Source organism: Haloferula sp. (genome assembly GCF_049672945.1).
Lineage (GTDB): Bacteria > Verrucomicrobiota > Verrucomicrobiia > Verrucomicrobiales > Akkermansiaceae > Haloferula.
In genome coordinates this window covers 25631-48490 of sequence record NZ_JBATWY010000129.1, presented here as the reverse complement: position 1 = coordinate 48490, position 22860 = coordinate 25631, and the positions used below count along the sequence as shown (strand labels likewise).

22 protein-coding genes and 1 tRNA gene are annotated in these 22860 nt (G+C 59.1%); 10 read left to right on the top strand and 13 right to left on the bottom strand.

Going from position 1 to position 22860, the window contains the following annotated elements; genetic code table 11:
- Positions 1-99: 99 nt before the first annotated feature.
- From rplS to WBG04_RS11475, 3 genes are all read right to left on the bottom strand, one after another.
- Positions 100-447, bottom strand: a complete 348-nt coding sequence (gene rplS, locus WBG04_RS11485) for a 50S ribosomal protein L19 (protein WP_424314569.1) — start codon at positions 445-447, stop codon at positions 100-102.
- Positions 448-566: 119 nt separating this feature from the next.
- Positions 567-1004: a phosphoribosyl-AMP cyclohydrolase gene (gene hisI / locus WBG04_RS11480; protein ID WP_424314568.1), complete on the bottom strand. Its 438-nt coding sequence runs from the start codon at positions 1002-1004 to the stop codon at positions 567-569.
- Between the two features lie 57 nt (positions 1005-1061).
- Positions 1062-1421 (bottom strand): hypothetical protein, encoded by a 360-nt coding sequence (locus tag WBG04_RS11475; protein WP_424314567.1) that lies wholly within the window; start codon positions 1419-1421, stop codon positions 1062-1064.
- 129 nt (positions 1422-1550) lie between these two features.
- Here WBG04_RS11475 and proB point away from each other — a divergent pair, with 129 nt between their 5' ends.
- The 3 genes from proB (at position 1551) to WBG04_RS11460 (ending at position 5046) form a co-directional block, all read left to right on the top strand.
- The gene (gene proB, locus WBG04_RS11470; protein WP_424314566.1) at positions 1551-2312 is read left to right on the top strand and encodes a glutamate 5-kinase; all 762 of its coding nucleotides are present in this window, start codon (positions 1551-1553) and stop codon (positions 2310-2312) included.
- 68 nt (positions 2313-2380) lie between these two features.
- Positions 2381-3643: a glutamate-5-semialdehyde dehydrogenase gene (locus WBG04_RS11465; RefSeq protein WP_424314565.1), complete on the top strand. Its 1263-nt coding sequence runs from the start codon at positions 2381-2383 to the stop codon at positions 3641-3643.
- Between the two features lie 170 nt (positions 3644-3813).
- Entirely contained in the window at positions 3814-5046 is a 1233-nt protein-coding gene (locus WBG04_RS11460; protein WP_424314564.1) for an MFS transporter, read from the top strand.
- On the opposite strand, the gene WBG04_RS11455 is transcribed toward WBG04_RS11460, so the two are convergent.
- Together WBG04_RS11455 and WBG04_RS11450 are read right to left on the bottom strand one after the other, a co-directional pair.
- On the bottom strand, positions 5038-5775 hold the full coding sequence (locus tag WBG04_RS11455) for a L,D-transpeptidase family protein (protein WP_424314563.1): 738 nt from the start codon (positions 5773-5775) through the stop codon (positions 5038-5040). The two genes, WBG04_RS11460 and WBG04_RS11455, sit on opposite strands and share 9 nt — an antisense overlap.
- Positions 5776-5802: 27 nt before the next feature.
- Entirely contained in the window at positions 5803-6774 is a 972-nt protein-coding gene (locus WBG04_RS11450; protein ID WP_424314562.1) for an SAM-dependent methyltransferase, read from the bottom strand.
- A 193-nt stretch (positions 6775-6967) separates the two neighbouring features.
- Between WBG04_RS11450 and WBG04_RS11445 the strand changes: the two genes are divergently transcribed.
- Positions 6968-7387 carry a hypothetical protein gene (locus WBG04_RS11445; RefSeq protein ID WP_424314561.1) on the top strand — a complete coding sequence of 140 codons (420 nt, stop codon included), beginning with the start codon at positions 6968-6970 and terminating at the stop codon, positions 7385-7387.
- Between the two features lie 12 nt (positions 7388-7399).
- Here WBG04_RS11445 and WBG04_RS11440 read toward each other — a convergent pair whose 3' ends face one another.
- A complete protein-coding gene (locus tag WBG04_RS11440; protein WP_424314560.1) occupies positions 7400-8560 on the bottom strand; it encodes a class I SAM-dependent rRNA methyltransferase in 1161 nt (386 codons plus the stop codon).
- Positions 8561-8739: 179 nt separating this feature from the next.
- Here WBG04_RS11440 and WBG04_RS11435 point away from each other — a divergent pair, with 179 nt between their 5' ends.
- On the top strand, positions 8740-9042 hold the full coding sequence (locus tag WBG04_RS11435; protein WP_424314559.1) for a hypothetical protein: 303 nt from the start codon (positions 8740-8742) through the stop codon (positions 9040-9042).
- A 120-nt stretch (positions 9043-9162) separates the two neighbouring features.
- Positions 9163-10167, top strand: coding sequence for a hypothetical protein (locus WBG04_RS11430; RefSeq protein WP_424314558.1), 1005 nt, complete (start codon positions 9163-9165; stop codon positions 10165-10167).
- Positions 10168-10180: 13 nt separating this feature from the next.
- Here WBG04_RS11430 and WBG04_RS11425 read toward each other — a convergent pair whose 3' ends face one another.
- The gene (locus WBG04_RS11425; RefSeq protein WP_424314557.1) at positions 10181-10705 is read right to left on the bottom strand and encodes a TPM domain-containing protein; all 525 of its coding nucleotides are present in this window, start codon (positions 10703-10705) and stop codon (positions 10181-10183) included.
- 64 nt (positions 10706-10769) lie between these two features.
- A complete protein-coding gene (locus WBG04_RS11420; protein WP_424314556.1) occupies positions 10770-13724 on the bottom strand; it encodes a M16 family metallopeptidase in 2955 nt (984 codons plus the stop codon).
- A 138-nt stretch (positions 13725-13862) separates the two neighbouring features.
- Between WBG04_RS11420 and WBG04_RS11415 the strand changes: the two genes are divergently transcribed.
- Positions 13863-13949 (top strand) — tRNA-Leu (locus WBG04_RS11415).
- A gap of 69 nt (positions 13950-14018) precedes the next feature.
- Here the strand turns inward: WBG04_RS11415 and WBG04_RS11410 are convergent.
- Positions 14019-15140 carry an aminotransferase class I/II-fold pyridoxal phosphate-dependent enzyme gene (locus tag WBG04_RS11410; protein WP_424314555.1) on the bottom strand — a complete coding sequence of 374 codons (1122 nt, stop codon included), beginning with the start codon at positions 15138-15140 and terminating at the stop codon, positions 14019-14021.
- A 43-nt stretch (positions 15141-15183) separates the two neighbouring features.
- The gene (locus WBG04_RS11405; protein ID WP_424314554.1) at positions 15184-16086 is read right to left on the bottom strand and encodes a D-alanyl-D-alanine carboxypeptidase family protein; all 903 of its coding nucleotides are present in this window, start codon (positions 16084-16086) and stop codon (positions 15184-15186) included.
- Positions 16087-16252: 166 nt separating this feature from the next.
- On the opposite strand from WBG04_RS11405, the gene rpsN reads away from it, so the two are divergent.
- The 3 genes from rpsN (at position 16253) to WBG04_RS11390 (ending at position 18288) form a co-directional block, all read left to right on the top strand.
- A complete protein-coding gene (rpsN, locus tag WBG04_RS11400; protein ID WP_424314553.1) occupies positions 16253-16522 on the top strand; it encodes a 30S ribosomal protein S14 in 270 nt (89 codons plus the stop codon).
- A gap of 61 nt (positions 16523-16583) precedes the next feature.
- The gene (locus WBG04_RS11395) at positions 16584-16844 is read left to right on the top strand and encodes an FmdB family zinc ribbon protein (protein ID WP_424314552.1); all 261 of its coding nucleotides are present in this window, start codon (positions 16584-16586) and stop codon (positions 16842-16844) included.
- Positions 16845-16851: 7 nt separating this feature from the next.
- Positions 16852-18288: a hemolysin family protein gene (locus tag WBG04_RS11390; RefSeq protein WP_424314551.1), complete on the top strand. Its 1437-nt coding sequence runs from the start codon at positions 16852-16854 to the stop codon at positions 18286-18288.
- Positions 18289-18298: 10 nt separating this feature from the next.
- Here WBG04_RS11390 and WBG04_RS11385 read toward each other — a convergent pair whose 3' ends face one another.
- From WBG04_RS11385 to WBG04_RS11375, 3 genes are all read right to left on the bottom strand, one after another.
- Positions 18299-19072, bottom strand: coding sequence for a class I SAM-dependent methyltransferase (locus WBG04_RS11385; RefSeq protein WP_424314550.1), 774 nt, complete (start codon positions 19070-19072; stop codon positions 18299-18301).
- 83 nt (positions 19073-19155) lie between these two features.
- Positions 19156-20838: a DUF4407 domain-containing protein gene (locus WBG04_RS11380; RefSeq protein WP_424314549.1), complete on the bottom strand. Its 1683-nt coding sequence runs from the start codon at positions 20836-20838 to the stop codon at positions 19156-19158.
- 12 nt (positions 20839-20850) lie between these two features.
- On the bottom strand, positions 20851-22767 hold the full coding sequence (locus WBG04_RS11375; protein ID WP_424314548.1) for a cation:proton antiporter: 1917 nt from the start codon (positions 22765-22767) through the stop codon (positions 20851-20853).
- Positions 22768-22860 lie beyond the last annotated feature (93 nt).

Genomic DNA, 22860 nt, shown 5'->3' with positions numbered 1-22860 from the left:
CGCTCGCCTAGGGGTATTTCGAGGCGGAACACGAACAAGAAAAACGCGCCGCGGATGAAACCGGGGCGCGTCTTGGAAATCAGCAGGTCGATGCCTGATTCACTTTTCGGCGCTCTTGACGAGGGTTGCCTTCTTGCCGACGCGTTCGCGAAGGTAGTGCAGCTTGGCGCGACGCACCTTGCCTTTGTGAGTGACCTCGATCTTGGAAATGCGCGGGGTGTGAAGGGGGAAGACGCGCTCGACGCCTTCGCCGTAGGAAATCTTGCGCACGGTGAATGAGGCGTTCACGCCGGATCCGCGACGGGCGAGGACGATACCGGCGAAGATCTGGATACGCTCCTTGCCGCCTTCCACCACGCGGGTGTGAACCTTGACGGTGTCGCCAACGTTGAAGTCTGCAACGTCGCTCTTCAGTTGCTCCTGTTCGATCTTATTGATGATGTCCATGGCGTCGTCCTTTACTTTAAATGCAAAAAAAATGGTTCCTCGCCAGAGCGAGGGGCGGGATAACTAGGGGAACTCCACCCTCTTTGCAACCGCGAAGTTCGGAGTTTTCCGGGAATTTTTCAGGCCTTTCCGTAGACGCTTTCGGGGTCGAAAGCCTTGCCGTCCTCGATGAAGCTCATTTCGCCCGTGGAGGTCTCGATTTTGCGGTAAAAACAGCCGCTGCGGCCGGTGTGGCAGGCGCCAGCGCCGATTTGCTCGACGTAGAGAACGAGGGCGTCCTGATCGCAGTCGGTGCGGATTTCCCGGATTTTCTGGACGTGGCCGGAAGTGGCGCCCTTATGCCAGATTTCCTGACGGCTGCGCGACCAGTAGACGGCTTCGCCTTTTTCCAAGGTGAGCTGGAGGGACTCGGCGTTCATGTAGGCGAGCATCAGCGGTTCCTTGGTGGTGGCGTCGATCGCCATCGCTGGCATCAGGCCATCGCCATCGAATTTCGGGGAGAAGCCGAGACCTTCTTCGATCTGCTTCTTGTCGCCTCGTGCGGGGAAAGTGCTCACGTGCGAGGCTTTAGAGACGGACGGGGCCAGGAGCAAGCGGGTTTCTGTCTGGTCCGGCTAGCCGGACGATCCGCCGAAGCTCCGATACTTGAATCGTTCGCGACAGCTCGGGCAGGTGGTGCAGTTCCACTCGTCCCCTTCGTGAACGATTCTCCCGTGGCTCTTTGTCCTGACTTTGCAGCGATCGCATTTCGGTGTGAGGACGATGAAGAAGCAGGGGAGACAGATGAGCCAAGCCGCCCCACCTGCGATGAAGATCCAGGTGAGAAGCACCTGCAGGGCAACAGCTTCTGAGGAGGATGGTTCGCGGTTGGTCGCGATGATGCCTGCGGTGAAGGGAATGAAAAACAGGCTAGTGGCCTTGAGGGCGACTTCCGTGTGAAACCTTTTGGCAATTCTCGCTGAGCTTTGATCCATGACCCCCCCCTGCGTGGATATTCGGGCTGGATGAAGCAGATCATGCTGGGTCGGAGGAGTCGAGCTTGCTGGTGATTTTCCATTGGCACTGGCGGGGGATTACGGGCATAGGGGCGACGCTTTTCCGCTATGGATTCACTAACAGTCATCAAGGCAGGGACGGGAGTGCTGACGAAGGTCAGCGATGGGACGCTCGATGGGGCGTCGCTGGTGCGTCTGGTGACGGCGATCGCGGAGCTGACCGAGCAGGGGCATCGCTGTTTGCTGGTGAGCTCCGGGGCGGTCGGCGCGGGGGTTTCGGCGTTCGGGCTGGATGGTTATCCTTCGGATATTGCGACCAAGCAGGCTTGTGCGGCGGTGGGTCAGGCGCGCTTGATGCATATTTACGAGAGTTTGTTTCGGAACTTCGATTTGTCGGTGGCTCAGGTTTTGTTGACTGGGGAAGATTTGCGAACGGAGGCTCGCAGCACGAATGTGCGGAATACCTTGGAGCGATTGCTTTCTGAAAAGGGGATTGTGCCGGTGATCAATGAAAACGACTCGGTGGCGGTACAGGAGCTGAAGTTTGGCGACAACGACATGCTTTCGGCGAATGTGGCGCGACTGATCGGGGCGAAGCGGCTGATTTTGCTGACCAGTGTGGATGGTCTGCTTTCGCCTGAGGATGATGCCTTGATTCCGGAAGTGGCCGAGGTGGACCAGGTGATGGCCTTTGTTAAGGATGAGCAGGGCAAATTCTCGATCGGTGGGATGACTTCGAAGCTCAAAGCGGTGAAGTTGGCGGTCGAATCGGGGGTTGAGACTCACATTGCGAACGGACGTTGTCCGGAGAGACTGGGCGGAATCCTTGCGGGGCAGTCCGGGATTTCGACGCGCTTCTTGGTCGGGTAGCCGTCAGGCTTGCCCTGGATGGATTACCGAGGGTTGCAAGCGGGGCGAAGGGCTGTTTGATTCCGGCCATGAACGAAGGCGAGGTCCAGGCAGCGGTTGAAGTGATGGCGCGGCAGGCGCGGGCGGCGGCCTTGAAGTTGTCGCAGCTCACGACGGAGCAGAAGGATGCCATCCTGCTGGCGATGGCGGCGGGGCTGCGGGCGGCGACGGTGGAAATCATCGAGGCGAATGCCAAGGACATCGCGGCCGGGGAGGAGAAAGGGCTGGGGAAGGCGATGCTGGATCGGTTGCGGCTCGACGAGGTGCGGGTGGATGCGATCGCGGGTGGGATCGAACAGGTGGCGGCGCTGCCAGATCCTGTTGGAGCGGTGATGGAAAAGTGGGAACGCCCGAATGGCATGCGCTTGGAACAGGTGCGGGTGCCGATTGGAACGATTGGAATCATTTTTGAGAGTCGTCCGAATGTGACGAGTGATGCGGCCGCGCTGTGCTTCAAGACAGGCAATGCGACGATCCTACGTGGCGGCTCGGAGGCGATTCATTCGAACCGTGCGATCGCGAAGGCACTGCAGGAGTCCGGAGCGGCGGCGGGTTTGCCGGATCATGCGATTCAGTTGGTGCCTTTCACGGATCGTTCAAGCGTCACGGCGCTCTGTCAGATGGACCAGTGGTTGGACGTGATCATTCCTCGTGGAGGAAAGGGCTTGATCGAAACGGTGGTGGCGCAGGCGAGGATGCCGGTGATCAAGCACTACGATGGGATTTGTCACGTGTATGTGGACGCGGCGGCGGAACTGGAGATGGCAGTGAGTTTAGTGGTGAATTCCAAGACGCAGAAGCCAGGGGTTTGCAACGCGCTCGAAACGCTGCTGGTGCATGCGGATGTTGCGGATGCTTTCCTGCCGATGGTGGCCGAGGCGTTGAAGGCGAAGGGTGTCGAGTTGCGTGGGTGTGATCGGACCCGCGCGGTGATCGATTGCAGCGAGGCGACCGACGAGGATTGGGGGACGGAGTATCTCGATTTGATCCTGGCGATCAAGGTGGTGGATTCGCTGGAAGAAGCGGTGGAGCATATCAATACGCACGGTTCGCATCACACGGATTGCATTGTAACGGCGGACGAGGAAACGGCGGAAGGGTTTCTTCGGTCGGTCGACTCGGCCTGCGTTTTCCATAACGTCTCGACGCGATTTGCCGATGGGGAGGAGTTCGGTTTTGGGGCGGAGATTGGAATTTCGACGGAAAAGCTGCACGCGCGTGGGCCGATGGGATTGCGCGAGCTGACGAGCTATCAGTATCGGGTGCGTGGTGACGGTCAGGTGAGGGGGTGAGAGTCACCTGGAGAAATTGAACCGGCGCGACGCGCCGGGGTAAGAGATTCTGGCTCCATGGGCTGAAGCCAATGGCTAGCATGAATCGTCCCGACGGGACGGGGAATGCGATAGCAGTAAGCGCCTTGCTGGACGCTTGCTCGTTTGAATTGGGTAAGTAGGCTTCGCCCGTGTCAGACGAGGTAAGATCCGAGCAGAGCCCGAGGAGCGTCATGGGCTGGTTGGGTCTGATGTTTTTCCTGCTCGGGATGTCGCCCGGCTTTTATGTTCCGGCGCTGACCAATCTGCTGACCGAGAAGGGATTCAGCAGCATGATCATTCAATGGGCCTGGCTTGCGGGTCCGGTGGCGGCCTTGGTGTCACCACTTTGCGTCGGGGCCTTGGCGGACAATCGCTTTGCCGGCGAGAAGGTGATGGCCTGGCTTGGTCTGATCAGTTCGGTGCTGCTGGCCGCGGCCTTCCTTGTGCTCGATCTGGGCCTGCCGCCGTGGATGTTCGTGGTCTTGATGTTTTTGTGTGCGATCGTTTCCACTCCGATGTGGAGCATGCTTGCGACGATCTCGATGGTGCATCTGCGGTCGGGGGAGCGTGAGTTTCCGATTGTTAGATTGGGTGCGACCTTCGGTTGGGCGCTTGCCGGTTTGCTGACGAGTTATGTGCTGAACGCCGATGGCTCGGTGCTGTCCGGCTACGCGGCGGCGGCGGTGAAACTGCTGGGAGGGTTCGTGGCATTTTTCCTGCCATCGACGCCGCCGCCGGGGCGGTCGAGATCGTGGCGAACGCTGTTAGGCCTGAGTGCTTTTCGACTTTTGAAGGAAAGGGACCATCTGGTTTTCTTCAGCGTGACCGCTTTGTGGTCGATTCCGATTGCGGCGTTCTACATGTGGGCGCCGAGGCATTTGGCGGAGCTGGGCGATCAAAGGGCATCGGCGACGATGGCTCTTGGACAGGTCAGCGAGGTGGTGTCGATGATTGCCTTGGCGGCCTTGATGACTCGCTTTCGAGTGAAGACCTTACTGACGCTTGCGCTGGTTTTATCCGTGCTTCGCTATGCGCTTTTCGCGTGGTCCGGGATGGTCGGGACGCGGACGGGCTTGATGATCGGGATATCGCTCCACGGATTTTGCTACACCTTCTATTTCATCACGGCGCAATTGTTTCTCGATCGGCGGGTGCCTATCGAAATGCGAGGCCAGGCCCAAGGTTTGCTGTCGCTTTTCAGCAATGGGATTGGGACCTTGATCGGGACGGTGCTGGTGAGGCTGTGGTATGATTACGCGGTGGTGGGTGATCACGGAAGCTGGACGACCTACTGGACCTTGCTTGCGGTGGTGATCGTGGTGATCACGATTGGCTTTGTGCTGCTCTATCGCGGGGTGACGCCGGACCCGGATTCAGGGTAGTTTCCACGCCGAACGCCTGGCGTCGTACTCCGCTTGGGGAAGGAGGACGTAGAGCGGTTGTTTGGTGGGGTCGAGCCAGGCGATGAGTTGGCTCAGGTGGTCTTCGCTGAGTGTCGTGCAACCGGCGGTAGGCTTGGTTCCGCCGGCTCGCCAGATATGGAAGAAGATCGCGCTGCCACCGCCGGGTGTGACTTTCGGCGGGGCGTTGTGGGCGACGAAGAGTTTGAGCGAGTGGGCGTGGTCGCCTTGCCGCATTTGCTGCTTCTTTTCCCACGCGGTCGACGGTTCGTGATCGATGACGAGGTGGCGGTTGTAGCTTGGCGAGTTGGAGTCTTCGACCCACAAGTCACGTTTGGTGATCTGGCGGTAAGGGAGCTTGGGGTGTTTTTGGATGGCCTCATCGTATCCCCAGGCACCGCCGAGATGGAAAACGCCCGCTGGGGCGCGCCAATCGCCTTCTTTTTTCAATTTGGTGCCGGGTGGATTGGGATGAATTCCAAGTCCCCAGGCGAGTCCGCTTTTTCCGATCCGGCAGGGCCAGGGTCCGAGGGCCTTGACCCATTGATTGCCACGTTTCTCGTAGGCGGTGAGGGTGACGTGAGTGGCGCCCCAGTCGCTGGCAACGGCGACGACGCATTGGGTCGACTTGGAGGGGAGCTCGAAGGCTGACAGTGGGAGCGCCAGCATGACGAGTGCGAGGAGTGTGCGGAGCATGAGGGAAAATGGCATGAAGTGGGAGGCTTGCAAGATCACGTCCTAATGAAGTCGGCGTTGTTCGAGGCAAAGGAAGGCCGCGCCTGAGCCCGCGGGGTCGATGGCAAATTGATCGGCCGGGTCGTCGCGGTCCGCGAATGGTGCGAGAAACTCGGACTGGGAGAGAAGTGATACCATTGCGATGTCGCCTGCGGGCCACTGGATGAGATCGCTGAAATTAACGTCGGCCGTGAGGTCCTGATGACCGGGTCGTGCCCGGACTTCGGGGCCGGTCAGGCAGGTTTGGTGGAAGTAGGCACGCAGGCTCCCCATGGGTTGGCGGTGGTAGAGGTCGCGGTCCCGGGCTCCGTAGTCGATGGTGAGGAGTCGACCCTGTTTCCAGTGAGGCAGGGTCCGGTCGAGCCACTCGTGGTAGCTTTGATGGACTTCGACAACCTGAGCATCCTGCCAGTTTTGCTCGAAGATTGTGCTCGCAGGGAGTTGCTCAGTGGTTCTCCAGATCTCCTGTTGGGGGAGTAGAAAGGACTCCTCCCACTGTTCTCCGGTTTTTCGAAAACGGCGGATGGGGAAGGCATCGACAAACTCGTTGGAGTAGATGCAGGCCCTGCCGTCGCAGGCTTCGAGGGCATCTTCGATGCTTTGGTGCCAGTGAACCCGCTTGCCGAGCAGGGACTCTTGCTTGTCGCGGAGGGGGGCGGAGGTTTCGACCAAATGGAGGTGGGTACGCAGGCGGCGGTGCCAGGGGAGACTTCGGAGAACTGTCAGTGCGAGGGCTCCTTCGCCTGGTCCCAATTCGATCAGGTCGTGGCAGTTTTCCTCACGAAGCGAGTGGTTTGCCCATGCGGCGATGGCTTTGCCCAGCACCTGGGTCAGCCCGGGGGTGGTCGTGAAATCTCCGGATTGGCCGACTCCGCGGATACGGCGGGCATAGTAGCCTCGGGCCGGATCGTGGAGCGCGGCGGCCATGAATTCGTCGAATCTCAGGGCTTGGGTGGGATCGGTCCAGGGGAACATCGGCGGCTCAAGTCTGGGCGATGAGCGGAAAACTTACAACTCGAGGGAACGATTTGAACGACGCAGGCTTGACCCGACGCTGATCCATTGGAGCATGCAGAGAGTGAAGGGATTGGGAATTTTGTTGATATTGGCGATGTTCAGCATCGGCTGCAGGGAACGTGGAGAAGGACAAGTCCCCGAAGGAGAGCCCGTGTCGCCCCTCAAAAAAGTCGACGAAATCATTGAAAAGGTGGAGGGAGTGAAGCCTCCGATACCTCCTGTGAAGCCACCGCCGGCCGAAACGGGCGAGGAAGAGACCTTGACGATACCGGTAGCCGAAGCCGTTCCTGACAAGGCTGGCTTCGTGATCAGCCCTTACAATGGCAAGTGGATTGATGTGACCGGCGTGAAGCCGGGAACCTTGATGGCGGATCCCCATTTCACTGAAGAGAAGAAGTTTTTCCGAGTGCCCGAGATCGTGCTGCCACCAGCAGTTGAGCCAAAGACACCTAAGGCTGACACGGAATCCGAGGACACGGAGTCCGGGGAGGCGGAATCGGAAGACGCGGAATCGGAAGGGACAGAGGAAGAGCCGCCATCCACAACGGATGAAGCCGCGGCGGAAGTTTAGGGACGCTTCGGGTCAGCGGCTGGGAATCACCTCGACGGTGAATCCTTTCAGATAACTGGTCTCGGGGAGTGCGGGAAGCACCGGGTGGTCGGCTCGTTGGGAATGCTCGGCAACGAGGCGAAGGCTGCGTTTGGCATCGACCGAAGCGGAGACGATGTTCTGTAGAAAGAGTTCGCGGCTGGCGTGGTGTGAGCAGCAGAAGCTCGCGAGTTGGCCTCCCTTATCGAGAAGCTTGAGCGAACGCAGGTGGATTTCGTTATAGCCGCGCATCGCTCCGCTGAGGGTCTTCTTGTTACGGGTGAAGCTGGGTGGATCGAGGATGATGAGGTCGTAGGGGTCTTCGGCTGCTTTGAGGAAATCGAAGACGTTGTGTTCGATCACTTCGATCTCCAGGCCGTTGCGCTCGGCGTTGAGGCGGGCGCTTTCGCAAGCGCTGGCGGAGATGTCGACAGCGGTCACACTGGCAGCACCGGCCTTGGCACAGGCGAGCGCGAAGCCGCCTTGGTTGGTGAAGCAGTCGAGCACCCGCTTGCCTTTGGCGAGTCGCGCGATCTGGGCGTGGCTTTCGAGTTGATCGAGGTAGAGGCCGGTTTTCTGGCCGTCCATCAGGTCGATCTCGAAGTCGATCTCATTGGCATTAACGGTGAAGACGCCGGGATTGGCACCTTCGAGCATTCGGATCTCTTGTTCGATTCCCTCCGCTTTGAGAACGGGGGCGTCGTTTCGGAGGACGATCGCTTCCGGCGAGATCAATTCGCGCAAGGCGTGAGTGATCAGGTCGAGCCGTTGGCGCATGGCCAGGGTCAGAGTCTGGACCACGAGATTCGGACCGTAGCGGTCGACGATCAGGCCCGGGATGCCGTCGGACTCGCTCCAAACGAGTCGGCAGAGGGTTTCGTCGATGCCGAGTCGACGGCGCAGATCGATCGATTGGCGGATGCGGCGGAGAAAGAAGTCGGCGTCGAGGTCCTGCCGACGTCGCGAAAAACGTCGGGCAATGATCTGGGAATCTGGATTGTAAATCGCCGATCCGAGCGGCCGGTCGCGGAAATCCTTCAGGGTGACCACGTCACCTGGTTGGGGGTCACCGAAGGTTTTTTTGACTTCGGTGCCGTAGATCCATTCGTGGCCATGGAAGATTCGGGCGCGGGGAGCAATGACAAGGCCGGGCATGGCCGGGAAGAAACAGGGCAAATGGAGCCGAGGCGAGGAATAAGTCGAGTAGTCGGCCGCCTCATTGAGGTCCGTTGCTGGCCGATTTCGGGGACCTGATGGCTTGCTCTGCCGGGAACTCCTTGAGATTCCCCTTGCTAGGGCGGCGGGTGCCATCTAAATCCCAGCCCTTCAAGACCATGGGACAGAAGCACAGAACCACCGTAAAACGCCGCCGCAGGAAGAATTACCTCAAGCGAAAGAAGGAACAGGCCAAACTTGGTGGCATCGCCACGAAGAAGGTGGGTGCCAAGAAATCCGCTGCGCCAGCGAAAAAAGCGGCCAAGAAGGCAGCGAAGAAGGCCGCGGCTAAAAAGGCTCCCGCCAAGAAGGCCGCGGCTAAGAAAGCTCCTGCCAAGAAAGCTGCGAAAAAGGCTGCCAAGGAAGTCACCGAGGAGGTCACCAAGGAGGTGGATTCCGGCGAAACTCCCGCAGCCGAGTAACTTCTGGCTGAAAAGAATTTTCGAAGGGTCGATTGCCGATGGCAGTCGGCCCTTTTTGTTGGTCGAGACCGATGATTCACCGTTGCCGCAGGCATGGGGGGCTGGCAGCATTCGAGCGCGATGGCATTTACGGTGGATCAGGCAGTTTCGATGATCGAAGGCGCTCACGAGAGGCAGCGTCTGGCTCATGCCTTTCTAATCAGTGGCCCGCGTGGCTGCGGCAAGGAGGAGCTGGCGGCGCGCATCGTGAAGACTCTGCAAGGTGGTGGGGGAGGCATCGATCTTTTCGGCGAAGCCGTGAAGGAAGAGGTGCCACCGCTCGACGAATTGTCAGGGGAGTGGGTTCGGATTCTTCGCCCTCAGTCGAAGTCGCGACGGATTCGGGTGGAAGACATGCGCGAGCTGGAGAGATCGCTGCACATGGTGGCGGGACCGGATTGCTGGAAGATCGGAATCATTGTCGACGCTGACCGGATGATGCCGCAGGCGGAAAATGCCTTTCTCAAGACTTTGGAGGAACCACCTCCACGGACCTTGCTTTTGCTCCTGACCGGTAATCCGGGAGCCTTGTTGCCGACCGTGATTTCCCGCTGCGTCAGGATGCCCTTGCTCGGAAAGCCGGACCTCACGGGCGAGGGCGGCGAGGACTTGGTGGAGGCCCTGAATTTGGCGGCCTCGTCTGGTCTCGGTTCCGCAGCGGTGGCCCTGGGATTGAAGTCGGTTTTTTCCATGATTCTCGCCGAGCGGAAAGCAGAGGCGGAAGCATCGGCCCATGAGATTCTCAAGGAAGAAGAGAAAGCCCTGCGGCATGCCGTTGAGGGCGATTGGCTCAAACGTCGGGAGGAGGGACTGAAGGCTGTTGCCGAGTCGGAGTATCTTTCGGAGCGGGCACGACTCTTCGATGTGCTCCAGGCATGGCTTGCCGATGTGCTGCGGGTCAAGACGGGCTCGGCGGGCTTGGACTTTCCGGCGAATGAGGAATCGATCCGTGAAGTTGCCCGGATGGAATCCTTGCCTGCGTTACTGAAGCGGATGGAAGCCATCGAAGAACTCCGGGTGACGCTGGAGACCAATGCTCAGGAAGGACTCGCACTCGAGGTGGGATTTCTCAAAGCCTTCGGGTAAGTCCCGCTTCGCTTTAAAACTCGCCACCGCGGACTTCTTCGGGACTGACGGGAATTTCGAAAGTGCTGCCAACTTCCTTGGCCGCGGATTCGAGCAGGGGCTCCAGCCCTTCGAGGACGATCTCGATACCCTCTCCCCACGCTTGATCGGTCCATGCTGGTTCCGCGACTTCGAGCAGGTGGTTGAGTGCGGGTTCGCCGAGAAATGGTTCGAGTCCGTAGCCAACCATCAAGGCTGATTTTCCGACCACGGGGTCCAAGGCCAGGAGGATGGTGTGGTTGTCACCCGCGGTGTGAGTGGCCTTCGAGATGCCACCCATGTTGAACATCCAGAAGACGTAGAGCGGGAAAGGATGTTCGAGCGGAAAGCTGTGGCATGTCACTTGAATCGTGATTTGGGGAAATCGGGTCTCAAGTCTCTTGATCTTCTTGTGAAGACGGCGGCGGTCTCTCTCGTTGAGGGCCTGGGTGTCGTCGCTGATTCCCTTCTCAAGCCGTGGGACCGGCCCGAGCAGTGCAGCGGCACGGCTCAGGTTCATCTTGCATCCAGGGCATTCCTGAACGGTCTCGGTCAAGCGGGTCTGACAGTAGGGGCAGAGCATCTTATTCCTCCACCTGAGCGTTGTCTTCGGATGTGATGACGATGCGGATGGCGTTCTCGGGCTTGAGGTATCTCGCGGCCAGTTCGTTGATCTCTTCGAGGGTGATCGACTCGACGTCCGCCCGGCGATTGCGTGCGAGCTCGATTTTTCTGGGATCCTCCTGACTTCCGGAAAGCACGTTCGACAGCCAGTAGGTGTTGTTGCGTAGCGATTTGTCGATGTCCGCCAAGGCCGGCTTTAATGCCCGGTCGAGTTCATCTGCGGTGGCTCCGTTTTCCGCGAGGGTGGCGGCAAGGCTTTGGCTGACGTCGACGAGCCGCTCCACGTCCTCGGGCTTGCCGACGCTGAGCGTGATCATGTGGGCATAGTCGTCGAGTGCGGTCGAGCCGGTGAATCCCGCTTGCGGGCTGTAGGAAGCCCCGAGCTTTTCGCGAATCTCTTCGCGCAGTCGGTCACCGAGGATCTCACCAAGGATGTTCAAGCGGCGGGCGTGGACTTCATTTTTCCGAAGCCCTTCGGTTTCCCAGACGAGCACGGCCCGGCCTTGGGGGATCTTGCTTTCGTAGGTGAAGGTCTTGGTCTGCGGAGCTGTCGGAAACGAGACGCTGCGGGCGTCGTCCGGCAGGGTTTCCAGTTCCGTGCGTTGCTCAATGGCCCCGAAGGTTCGCAGCAGCGCGGGTAGGACTTTTTCGATCTCGAAATCGCCGACGATACTGATTTCGATGGGTGCCTTGGTGAAGGATTCCTCCAGCCATGGTTGAACGTCATCCACGGTGTAGGCGAGCAGGGTCGCGGGGTCTTCCGGAAAGCTGAAACGAGGATCATCTCCCTTGAGCCAGCCGCTCATTTGCTGCATCGGGCCGGCGGCCGTGTGTTTGAGTTGCTGGAAAAGATTGGGAATGTTCTTGCGGAACTGGGAGACCGCCTCGGAACGGTAACCCGGGTAGAGGATTTGGGCGGCCATGGCTTCGAGTTGAAGGTCCAGATCTTCCGGAGTGGTTTGCCCGCTCAGTCCGAAGGAATCTTCTCCCACCTGAAAGCCAAAGCCGATGTTCCTGCCGGCGAATATCCGCTGCAGGTCATCGACGCTGTGTTCGCCGATTCCGCCATCTTCGATCACCGCGGTGGCGAATTCCGCCAGACCGATCTTGCCCTCGGGCATGCTGAGGCGACCGAGTCCGATCCGGATGCTGATGGAAATACTGTTCTTCTCGAAGTCGGTAGGCTTGAGGTTGACGGCCACTCCATTCGAAAGGCGCATGCGGGTAATGCCGAGGTCTTCGATTTCCTCCCGGAGCTCGACCGTGCCCGGCTCTCCTAAATCCGTGTAGGCGAAGTCGATGACTTCCTCTTTCTTAGGCGGATCCACCGGCTGATTACTGGATTCCTCGTAGAGCTTGGCGAGGGTTTCATCGGCACCCGGAGGTTCCTGCTTTGTCGTGAGGATCAGGTGCATGCCGCGGTCCGCCCAGAAGTCAGTGAATGCCTTGTGGCAGTCGGCGGCAGTCAGTTGCTCGAGCCCCTGCTCGACGATCGCGAGGTCGGTTTCCGGCGTGGTCAGCACCCGGCCGTCATTCAGGGAGCGTGCGATGGCGGTGGCCAGTCCGTCGGAACGGCGGGTGTCGGCGGACTTCACGGCTTGCTGGTAGGCGTTGAGGAGGTTGGCCTTGGCTTCGGTGAGTTCGGCAGCGGTGAAGCCGTATTCCAAGGCGCGTCGAAACTCCTGTTCGAGCACCGGCACGGAGTCCTGCCAGCGATCATCGGCGACGCTGATATCGATGCTGCCGAGTTCGACGAAGTTGAAGAGATCCTGTCGGCTCGCCGAACCTCCGAGGATGGGGGAGTCTTCCTCCTTGGCCAGACGATCGAATCTTAATCCGAGGATCGAGTGGGCGACGCTGAGAGGAATGCGTGAAATCCGGGTCTCGGTGGTGTCGGTTTTCGGAGTGTATTCGGAGACGGTCAGCAGGCCGAGATCGGTTCCGGCAACTTCCGCGTCGGCAAAGACGGCGGGTTCGATTCCTTCCGCAGGAGTCAAGCTGCCCAACTCGGGATCGCCTCCTGCATTTTCGGGGTTTTTGAGGCTCCCGAAGGTTTCCCGAATCCGGGCTTCGATTTCGGCGGGATCAATGTCACCGACGACGATGAAAGTCATCCGCTGCGGCGTGTAGTAGCGCTGATAGAAATCGACGAAGCGTTCGCGAGGTGCGGTGCGGATGACTTCCTCTTCACCAATGGGAAAGCGCTCCATCAAAAGGGAGTCGGGGAGAAGTTGGGAGAACTGTTTCTGCATCAGACGGTATCCGACGGAGTCACGGCTGGTTTTTTCCGCGAGAATGACGCCGCGTTCGTTGTCGATTTCCTCTTCCTTGAGCAGGGCACCATCGGTGAAATCACGCATCACGGTGAAGCCGAGCTTCATTGTTTCCGGGCTGAGGTCCGGAAGATCGAGCATGTAGACGGTTTCGTCGAAGGACGTGTAGGCATTGACGTGGGCCCCGAAGGCGATTCCGAGACGCTGCATTCTTGGAATGAGCTCGGCGGGGGTGAAGTTCTTCGAACCATTGAAAACCATGTGCTCGAGGAAGTGGGCGAGGCCACGCTGGTCCTCGGATTCCATCAGTGAGCCGGCGGCGATGTGGAGGCGGAGGGAAACCCGATCAGGTGGCTCTGGATTCGGCAGGATGATGTAGCGCATGCCGTTTTCCAGGGACTTGAAGATCGCTTTGGGATCGGCGGGGATGTCGCTTTTGTCGTGCGCCCATGGACGGGGTTCCACGACGACTGCGACCGCTTCGTCATCTTCGGGATCTTCCAGGATGGCTTCCTCCACCGCGGCTGCTGGCGCGGCGGGTTTCGGAGACGGCTCTTGGGCAGGATCGGGCTTGCGCAGGATCAGGAAGAGAGCGGCGGCTGCAAGGAGCAGCGAGAAGAGCAGGGGTGCGGGGTTGCGCATGAGTTCAGATTGAGAGTTGGTGGCCGGGCTTGGCAACGGCTAAAGCGTCAGCAAGCGGTGTGATTTTTCCACGAATTCGTGTTGCAATGCGGGAGTCCTCATGATGTTTTCCCGGCCCGCCGAGAAATCGGCGTCAACGCGCGCGTGGCGGAATTGGTAGACGCGCATGATTCAGGTTCATGTGGGAGTAATCCCGTGGAGGTTCGATTCCTCTCGCGCGTACCATTTTTCCAGCTGCTTTCGGCGTCGGCCACCCATCGTAGGGGTGGCCTTTTCCTTTTCTGCGAAGCCGACCTAGCCGAGGAGGGGGAGAGCATCGGCAAGTTTGCTGACTGCGGCGGGCGGATGGGTGGCGGAGAGGGAGATGCGCAGGCGGGCGGTGCCGCGTGGCACCGTGGGGTAGCGGATCGCCGGAACAATGAAGCCTTGATCCGCAAGCAGGGCGGAGGCGCTTAGGGCGGCCTCGTTGTCTCCAAGCAAAAGGGGAATGATCGGGGTGCGGGCAGAGGGCTGAATTTGGCGGATGTTTTCCTCCAAGGCCTTCCGTCGATCATCGGCCGATCGGATGATCTTAAGCGCTGCCGAAGCCGCGTGGGCCAGAGCGGGGGGGGGCGCCGTGGAATAGATGAACGAGCGGGCACGATTCACCAGGAGATCGCGCCAGATGCCGGAGCAGGCAATGTAGGCACCTGATAGACCGGCGGCCTTGCTCAGCGTGCCCATGTGGAAATCGATGCGATCTTGCAGACCGAGTTCTTCGGCGAGCCCCATGCCTGTCGGTCCGAGGATGCCGAAGCCGTGAGCTTCATCGAGAAGAAGCAGGGCGTCGTGTTGGTCCTTCAAGTCGACGATTTCACGGAGCGGGCAAAGATCGCCATCCATCGAGAAGACGGACTCGGTTAGAATAAGAATCCGCTCCTTCGACTTGCTGCGGATGGAGACCAACAGCTCGGCGAGTCGCTCGACATGATTGTGAGGAAAGACCCTCAGTGTGGCACCGGAGAGACGCGCACCATCGATCAGACAGGCGTGGGAAAGCTTGTCGACGATGATGTGATCACCTTTTCCGACGATGGCGGGAATGGACCCGAGGGCGGTGGCGAAGCCTGAGGAAAACATCAGCGCGCTTTCCGTGCCTTTGGCATCCGCCAGTTGTTGTTCGAAATGTTCATGGGGTGGCAGGGTGCCGGTGATCAGTCTTGAGGCGGCGGATCCGGCACCGAACTGGTCGAGTCCTTCCTTGAAGGCTTCGATCAGACGGGGATCGTTGGCGAGGCCGAGGTAGTCGTTGGAGGCGAAGTTCCACAGGCTGCGACCCTCTCTAACAACCTTGGGACCGGTCGGCGATTCCAGCGGCCGGAGGGTTCGCAGAAGACCATCCTTGGCAAGTTGCTGGAGTTCTTCGTCGGGCTGCATGGGTCGATAAAAAGGAAAGCAGAAGCCCGTGGTGCGATGTCATTCAGCCTCCTTCCGGGCGTTCGAGAGCCCAGCGGAGGAGTTTTTCGGAATCGTTCCAGATGTGGGTCGAGTTGCTCTTCAGGACGACCACGATGGCGGCACGTCCATTGAGCTCACCGGTCGCCACGAGGCAACGCCCGGCGGCGTTGGTGGTTCCCGTTTTCATGCCGTCGCAATAGGGGACACGCTTCAGGAGTTTGTTGGTGTTGGTCAGCAGTTTGGTGCGACCGTTGGAGAAGCGGAAAGTGTAGGCCTTGGTCTCGGCCCACGAGCGGATCAACGGGACATTGTAGGCTGCTCGCGAGGCAATCGCGATGTCCCGGGCGGTGGAATACTGGCCTTGGGCAGGAAGTCCGTTCGGATTGATGAAGCGGGAGTTTCTCATGCCGAGCGAGGCGGCCTTGCGATTCATCATGGCGGAAAACCCTTCCTGGGATCCACCGACGTCGCGAGCCAATGCGCGGGCCACATCATTGCCGCTTTTGACCATCAGGGCCTTCATCAGTTCCTGCCGGGTGTAGGTTTGACCCGGGCTGACGTAGAGTTTGGTAGGCTCACACTGGGTATCGCTCGACTGAATCACTACCGGTTTGTTGACATTTCCGGCACTGATGACGGTGAGTGCCGTGACGATTTTCTGGGTCGAGGCCACCGGACGGATTTGATCGGCGTTCTTGGCGTAGAGCACGCGGCCCGAGTAGGCATCAATGACGATGGCGCTTTCACCATAGACTTGCGGGGGTGCCTGCCGGGGGATCGTTCCGACGCGGACTGGAGCGTTCGCCGTCGGTTGGCTGAGACGAGTATCGTTGGGGTAGCGGCCCGTTTCGCCGCCACCACAGGAGGTCATGGCCATGGCCATGGCGGAGAAAACGATGGAGTGGAGGATCGAGCGCCGGAGCATTGCGGGGGATCAAAGCTCGAATGAGGCGGGGGCTCAAGAGGGATTGTTGGGGGTTCTTAAGGTTCTCTTTGGGCTTCAATTGAGGAGGAACCGATAATAAGTGAGGGAAAGAGGCAGTTTGGGCTTGCATCGCTGTGGTGGTGGGGTATTTCCCGCGCCCCGAATTATGGCTAAATCAAGCTGGATTGCACGCAACGAGCGGAAAAAACGCACTGTCGCCAAGTATGCTGACCTTCGTCACAAACTGAAGGCAGAGAAGGATTATATCGGACTGACCATGCTCCCGCGTGACGCCAGCCCGACCCGTTTGGTGAATCGCTGTGCGCACTCCGGTCGCCGTCGCGCTTTCATCCGCCGTTTCCGTCTTTCCCGTATCAGCTTCCGTGAGCTTGCCTCACATGGAATGTTGCCGGGCGTGACGAAGTCGAGCTGGTAAACAAGCCGAAGTTCTGCTTTGGTTGATGGGAGGCGGAAACTGCTCGTCCTCCCATCGAGAAATGCCGATATACGAATACATTTCCGAGCAAGCCGACGATCCTGAACGATCGTGTGGCATTTGCCGCCGGGGCTTTGAGCTCCGGCGTCCTATCGACCGGGCACCCCTTGAAAAGTGCCTTTCGTGTCGTAACCCTATTCGCAAGGTGATCTCGCGGATCAATACGCCGAAAATTCTGAAGCCGCTCTCGGTGAGTGACGCGAAGAAGGCGGGTTTCACTGTGATGGAGAAACGGGACACGGGCGTTTACGAGAAGCTCTGAGCGTCGGATGAACGTATTTTCGGATATCTGGTTGCTTGCCTCCGGCAGTGAAGAACTCGCCCATGACCTTCCGGGTTTGGGTAAGACTTTGCTCTATCTGTCGGGGATTGCCTTCTTTCTGCTCCTGAACGCCTTCTTCGTGGCCTCCGAGTTCGCGATTGTGAGGGTCCGTCCAAGTCAGTTGGAAACCTATGAGAAGGAGAACCCTGGGAGCACAAGGACAGCAACCAAGGTGGTGGAGAATCTCGACGGCTACATTTCGGCCAATCAGCTCGGGATCACGATTTCGTCGCTGGCCTTGGGATTTCTTGGTCAGCCCTTTGTTCAGGCTCTGGTTTCGCCCTTGCTGTTCATGGCTGGCATGCCAGAGAGCGTGCAGCTTCTGTGGCTGACGCTTGAGCCCGTCCGCTGGATATCCTTCGCGCTGGCAATCGCGTCGTTCACCTTCCTTCATGTCGTGATCGGCGAACTTTTGCCGAAGTCGATCGCGATTCGTAAGGCGGTGGCGACGACGCTGCTACTGACGAAGCCGCTGCATGTGTTTTATCGTGCGTTTCACTGGGCGATCCGGGTGTTGAATGGCACGGCGAACTTTCTTTTGAAGCATGTCTTCCGGATTGACCCGATCTCGGAGGGGGAACGGGTCCACTCGGCTGCGGAACTGGCCTTGCTGGTGACGGAGAGCGGCGACGCGATGGAGGTGACCGACACGGAGCGTGAGATCGCGATCAATGCGCTCGAGTTGAATGAACTCTGGGTCCGCGATGTGATGACGCCACGTCAGGATGTGGTGGTGCTCGATGCGGACGAGGACTTTGAAAAGTCGCTGGAGATGGCCAAGCGCACCAAGCACACCCGCTTTCCACTGGTGAAGGGCGGTCACCTCGACAACCACATCGGGCTGATTCACATCAAGGATGTGCTGAAGCTTGTTGGCGAGCCGGATCCGGATTTGATGCGGATCAAGCGCGAACTCAAGTTGGTGCCCGATACGATGCCGCTCGATGCCCTGTTGAAGTTCTTCCTGCAGGAGCGCGCGCATCTTGCCGTAGCTGTCGATGAGTTCGGCACACCCGTCGGCATTGTGTTCCTCGACAACGTGATCGAAGAGATCGTCGGCGACATTCAGGATGAATTCGACAATGAGCATCCCGAGTTCGTTCGAATCAACTCCGAGGAGTTTGTGATCGAGGGCTCGCTCACTTTGAATGATCTCTCCGATGTTGAAGAGGCGCTGGAGTTGGATAGTGGTGAGGTGACGACGATCGGTGGTTACATCACGCAGCAACTCGGACGCTTTCCAGAAGTTGGCGAGATGATCGAGATCAATGGCTGGGAGGCGAAGGTGACGAGTACCGACGGACGCCGTGTCGGACAGATTCACTTCCGCAGGCTTGAGCCGGTTGTCGCCGAGGGGGAAGAAGAGGCTTCCGAGTCGAATTGATTGAGCTTTTTTAATCTTCCGATGTCGCGGTCACCTTGCGCGCCACGATGGTGATGATTTGGGAGTCCTCGTCGACGTGGAGTTCCTCATCAAAATCCGCCACCGCATTTTCGACGATGAAGCCGGCGTTTGTCAGGAGAGTGCGAAGTTGGATGGGTGTGAACCACCGCACGCTTTGCTTGGAGAAGTGTTCTTTGGTTTTCGCGCCATCAGTGAGGCGGTAGTGATGCTCCCGATGAAGGGTTTGGGCTTCGATCTCGATCCTGAAGCGGGTCTCCAGGGAGGCCTTTCTTCCATCCGCGAGCGTCATTTGATGATCGGGATACCATTCGTTCTCCGTGAGCTCCCCGTCGATTTCAGCAAAGGGGATGAACACGGTCAGGTAGAGCAGCCCGCCCGGAATGAGGAGCTGGTGGAAGTTGGCAATGGCGGCTGCCGGGTCATTGGCAAGTTGCAGGGTGAAAGCCGGAACGAGCAGGGAGTGGTAGGGGTCGATGGATGAGAAACTTGTCATGTCGCCCTCGTGGAGGATGACCTCGCTTCCTGAGTTGCGTGCCGATTGCCGGCAGAGCTGGAGCATGTCGCTGGATGATTCCAAGCCCTCCACTTGGTGACCTTTTGAGATCAGGGGCAAGAGTAGGCGACCTGACCCCGAGCCGATCTCAAGGGCACGCCCGGGATGGTCACGAAGGATGGCATCGAGCCATTCCAATTCCGGCGTTTCCTCCTCGTTCCAGAAGGCATCGTGGAGTTCAGCTTCGAGGGAAGTGTAGGAGCTGCGCACTCCATGAGTAGAACCGCCAAGTCGCCGGAGACGCAAAGCTTTGTTTGCGGGATTCTCCTGTGAGTCATTTTCGCCAGGCGTGCCTACGCATGCTGGCTGGTGAAGAAGACTTCCATGCGCCGATGCAGGTCGTCGTAAAAACTCTTCTTCATCGCTTCGAGCGCCGCGAGTCGTTCCGGGCCGGCGTGGGCAGCGGCTTCCTGTTCGAAGCGCATCTTCTCCTCGAAGGCTTTCTCCATATCGATCATGGAATCGAGGAACTCGCGGGCGGCGCGAGAGTGTTCGACGCCATCGACGAGGGCGTGCTCAAGGCGCTTGTTGCGGGTGACGGCGATCAGGTTGCCGCCGGCGAGTTGGTCCATGTAACGGCGGTGGCTGGTGCGGAAAGCACGGTGCTCGGATTCGTAAGCGATTTCGTCGCGGTCGAGGAGCGTGTCGTACGGGCCTGATTTGGTGAAGAACTTGACGACCAGTGGAATGGTATCGACCAGCATGAACAGCGCGGTCAGGACGACGTAGGTGTAGAAAGCGAATTGGCCTCCTTCGTTGCCGTTTTTAAACAGGTGGTGGAGGGCGAGGGTCTGGGTGAGGATGTCGCGACGTGGTTCGTTCTGCAGGGCGGTGATTCGTCCACGCTCTTCGTTTGCGATATCCGCGAGTTCGGCTTGGCTGCGTGCGAGTTCCTCGAGGCGGGTGTCGATCTGGAGCTTGATCGTTTCACGAAGGCCGTTCTGCTGGGTAACAAAAGCGTCGGCCTGATCTTCTTCGACCTGACGTTTCAGCAAGGCGACGCGTTCGGCTTCGGCACGGTTGGCGAGTTCGATTTCCGCCAATTTTGTTTCAAAGGCGGCGATGGTGGATTGTTCGGCGGCCCGGACCTGAGATTGGAGTGTGGTCTTTTCCGAAGTCAGATGTTCGAGCAGTCCACCCATGCGTTGGGCTTCGGTGCGGCGTGGCTCGAGTTGGTCCGCCTTGATGGATTTGGCGCGTGGACCTTCGCCGACGAGACCGGAACGTTGGCCGTTGAGTTCGCGTTCGTACTCCGTTTGCCAGAAGCCGAGCTCGGTTTGGATTTTGGCGTATTGGGGCGAGAGTTCATCATACTGCGATTGAACGACCTTGAGTCTTTCCGTGAATGGGGCCGTGGCATCGGCAATTGAGGAATCGAGTTCCTTTTGCTGCTCGATGGTCAGGCCGGGAATGGCGGTATCGGCGTCTTCGCGATCCTGAATGATGAATTTGGCCTGAAAGGTTTCGGTCCAACTCTCGCGCAGTCCGGCGACGGCATTTTCGAGCTCATCGATTTCGACTCCGGCGCGATCCTTGGTGATGGTGAACTCGGCGCGGACTTGATCGATTTCCTTGGCGCGGTCTTCTTCAATCACGGAGCTGATGGTATCCCGGAAAAGAAGGAGGACGAGGGGGTGGGCGATTGTCAGGCCCATCAGGATGGCGACGCAGAGACGCAGTGCGAATTGGGATAGCTTGCGCCACCATGATTGGAACGGGCGGTAGCCGGCGAGCAGTGCGCGGTCGATCGTCAGGATGATCAGCGACCAGACGGCGGCGATCGGGTAGATGATCCTGGGATTATCGGTGAGGGTGGAGAGGGCGTAGGCGCAGGCGATGAAGGCGAAAGCGCAGGGGACGAGAACGGTGGCCCCGAAGGCGACGTACTTGCGCTGCTCCCACGTCGGGCACTGCTCCAAGGTTTCGGTTCCGGCACCGGACAGCCAGAAGAACAGACGTTTCAAGGAAGTCAGCATGAAGGGTGTATACTAGAGACTGTCGGAGACTTTTTCACCGGCCTCATCGATCTCGGCAACTAGAAAGTAGAGCGTCGTCCCGGGAGCGATTTTTTCAATTTCCGTCGGCGCGGGTCTGAGGCCGCGTGCCTCGTCAGAAAGGAAAAGAATCACCGGGGACTGGCCCTTGTAGGTCAGGAAGAAGTCCTCGAGGGTGAAGATATCCGATATTTTCGACTTCTTCATCACAGTCCCTGAAGCGACGAGTCGCTGAAGATCGGCGTGATTCGGGGCCCCGCTGAAGCAAGTCTGGGAGCGGACGTCGGAGGCGGCTGCGGTCTTGTGGTGCTTGTCCCGGTCAATGGCGGCGAGCTGCCAGACGCCAGCGCGGCCGAATTGATGGATGAAACGCTGGGAGGCGATGGAGTTGACTTCGTCGTTCGGGGTTCCGGCGACCAGTGATCCGAGTCCGTTGAAGTCGAGTTCTTCTTCAGCAAATTCGGAGAGGATGTTGGCGCGGTGGGCATCGAGGCCGAGCATTTTGGCCTTTGAGATATTCGTGAAATTGGTATCGAGCAGCATCACCCGGTGACCGTCATCGTGGAGGGCTTTGGCAGCGACTCGTGCCCAGGCATCGGCACCGGCAAAAAGGACTCCAGTGGAGTTTTTCGAGGCCAGTCCGAGGAAGCGGGCGAGGGGGGATGCGGCGAGTCCGTAAATGGCGACGGTGCCGATGATGATCAGGAAGATCAGGGCGACCAGTTCGTTGGCTTGGGTGGCGATCAGGCCAGCTCGTTCTCCGAAGCGACTGCCGGCGGTCGCAGCGGCCTCGAATTCGAGGGCGAAGATCGAGGTGACGGCGGCGGCGACGATTCCGCGGGGGGCGAGGAAGGCGAGAAAGATGCGCTCCTTCCTTGTCGTTTTGTCCGATCCAATCAGTGAGCCGAAGACCGAGAGCGGTCGGCCGATCAGGATCAGGAAAGCCAGCAGAGCGAGTCCTTTGCCGAGGCTGTTGTTCAGATCTTCGATTCCGATGCGTCCGGAGAGAACGATGAAGAGCGAGGAAATGATCAGGGTGCGGAGGTTCTCCTTGAATTCAAGAATGTGGCGAACCGAGACCGAACGTTGGTTGGCGAGGACGATGCCAAGGACAGTGACCGTGACGAGTCCGGCTTCCTTCTCGATTTGGTTCGAGGCGGTGAAGGCCACCGCAACGACGGCGAGCAGGAAGACGGGTTGAAGGTAGTCGGGGATCAAGTGGTGGCGGAGCAGCCACTCGATGAGCTTGCCGAGGAGATAGCCGCCGAGGACACCGACGAGCAGCATCTTGCCGATGGCGATTCCGGAGCTTGCCCACGCGGCGTCGACATCCGATGCCATCGCCGCCTTGAAAACGAGCACCGCGAGCACGGCACCGATCGGGTCGACGACGATGCCCTCCCACTTGACGATTGAGGCGACCTTGCGTGTCGGGTTCACATGGCGCAGCAGCGGAGCGATGACGGTAGGGCCAGTGACGGTTAGAATGGCTCCGGTAAGTGCGGCGAGGCGGATGTCGTAGCCAAGGATCTTCCACATGAAGAGGGTCGTTGCTGCCATGGAGATCGCGACAGCGATGGTGCAGAGACGCAGGATGGGAAGTCCCGAGACGCGGAGTTCATTAAACTTCAGGGTAAGACCCCCTTCGAAGAGAATGATCGCGACGAAGAGTCCGACGGCGGAGAGCAGTGGGCTGGCATATCCGCTCCCTGCCGCGAGGTAGTCATCAATCCTGACTCCGGTCCATTGACCAAGACCGAAGCCGAATGCGAGCAGCAGCAGGATGGAGGGGAGTCTGAACTTCCAAGCAAGCCACTGGGCGAGGACGCCAAGAGCGAGGATCAGGGTGAGGTAGACGAGCGGTGACATCGCCAGGCTGGAGGCCTCGGCAAGAGGAAGGAAGTTCAGCATGCGCGTGGGAGTTCTAACGCAGTCTGCAGGATCGGCTACGGAAAAATGTGCGCGGCTCCGACAAGGAAATTACGTGATTGCGGAGCCGTGATT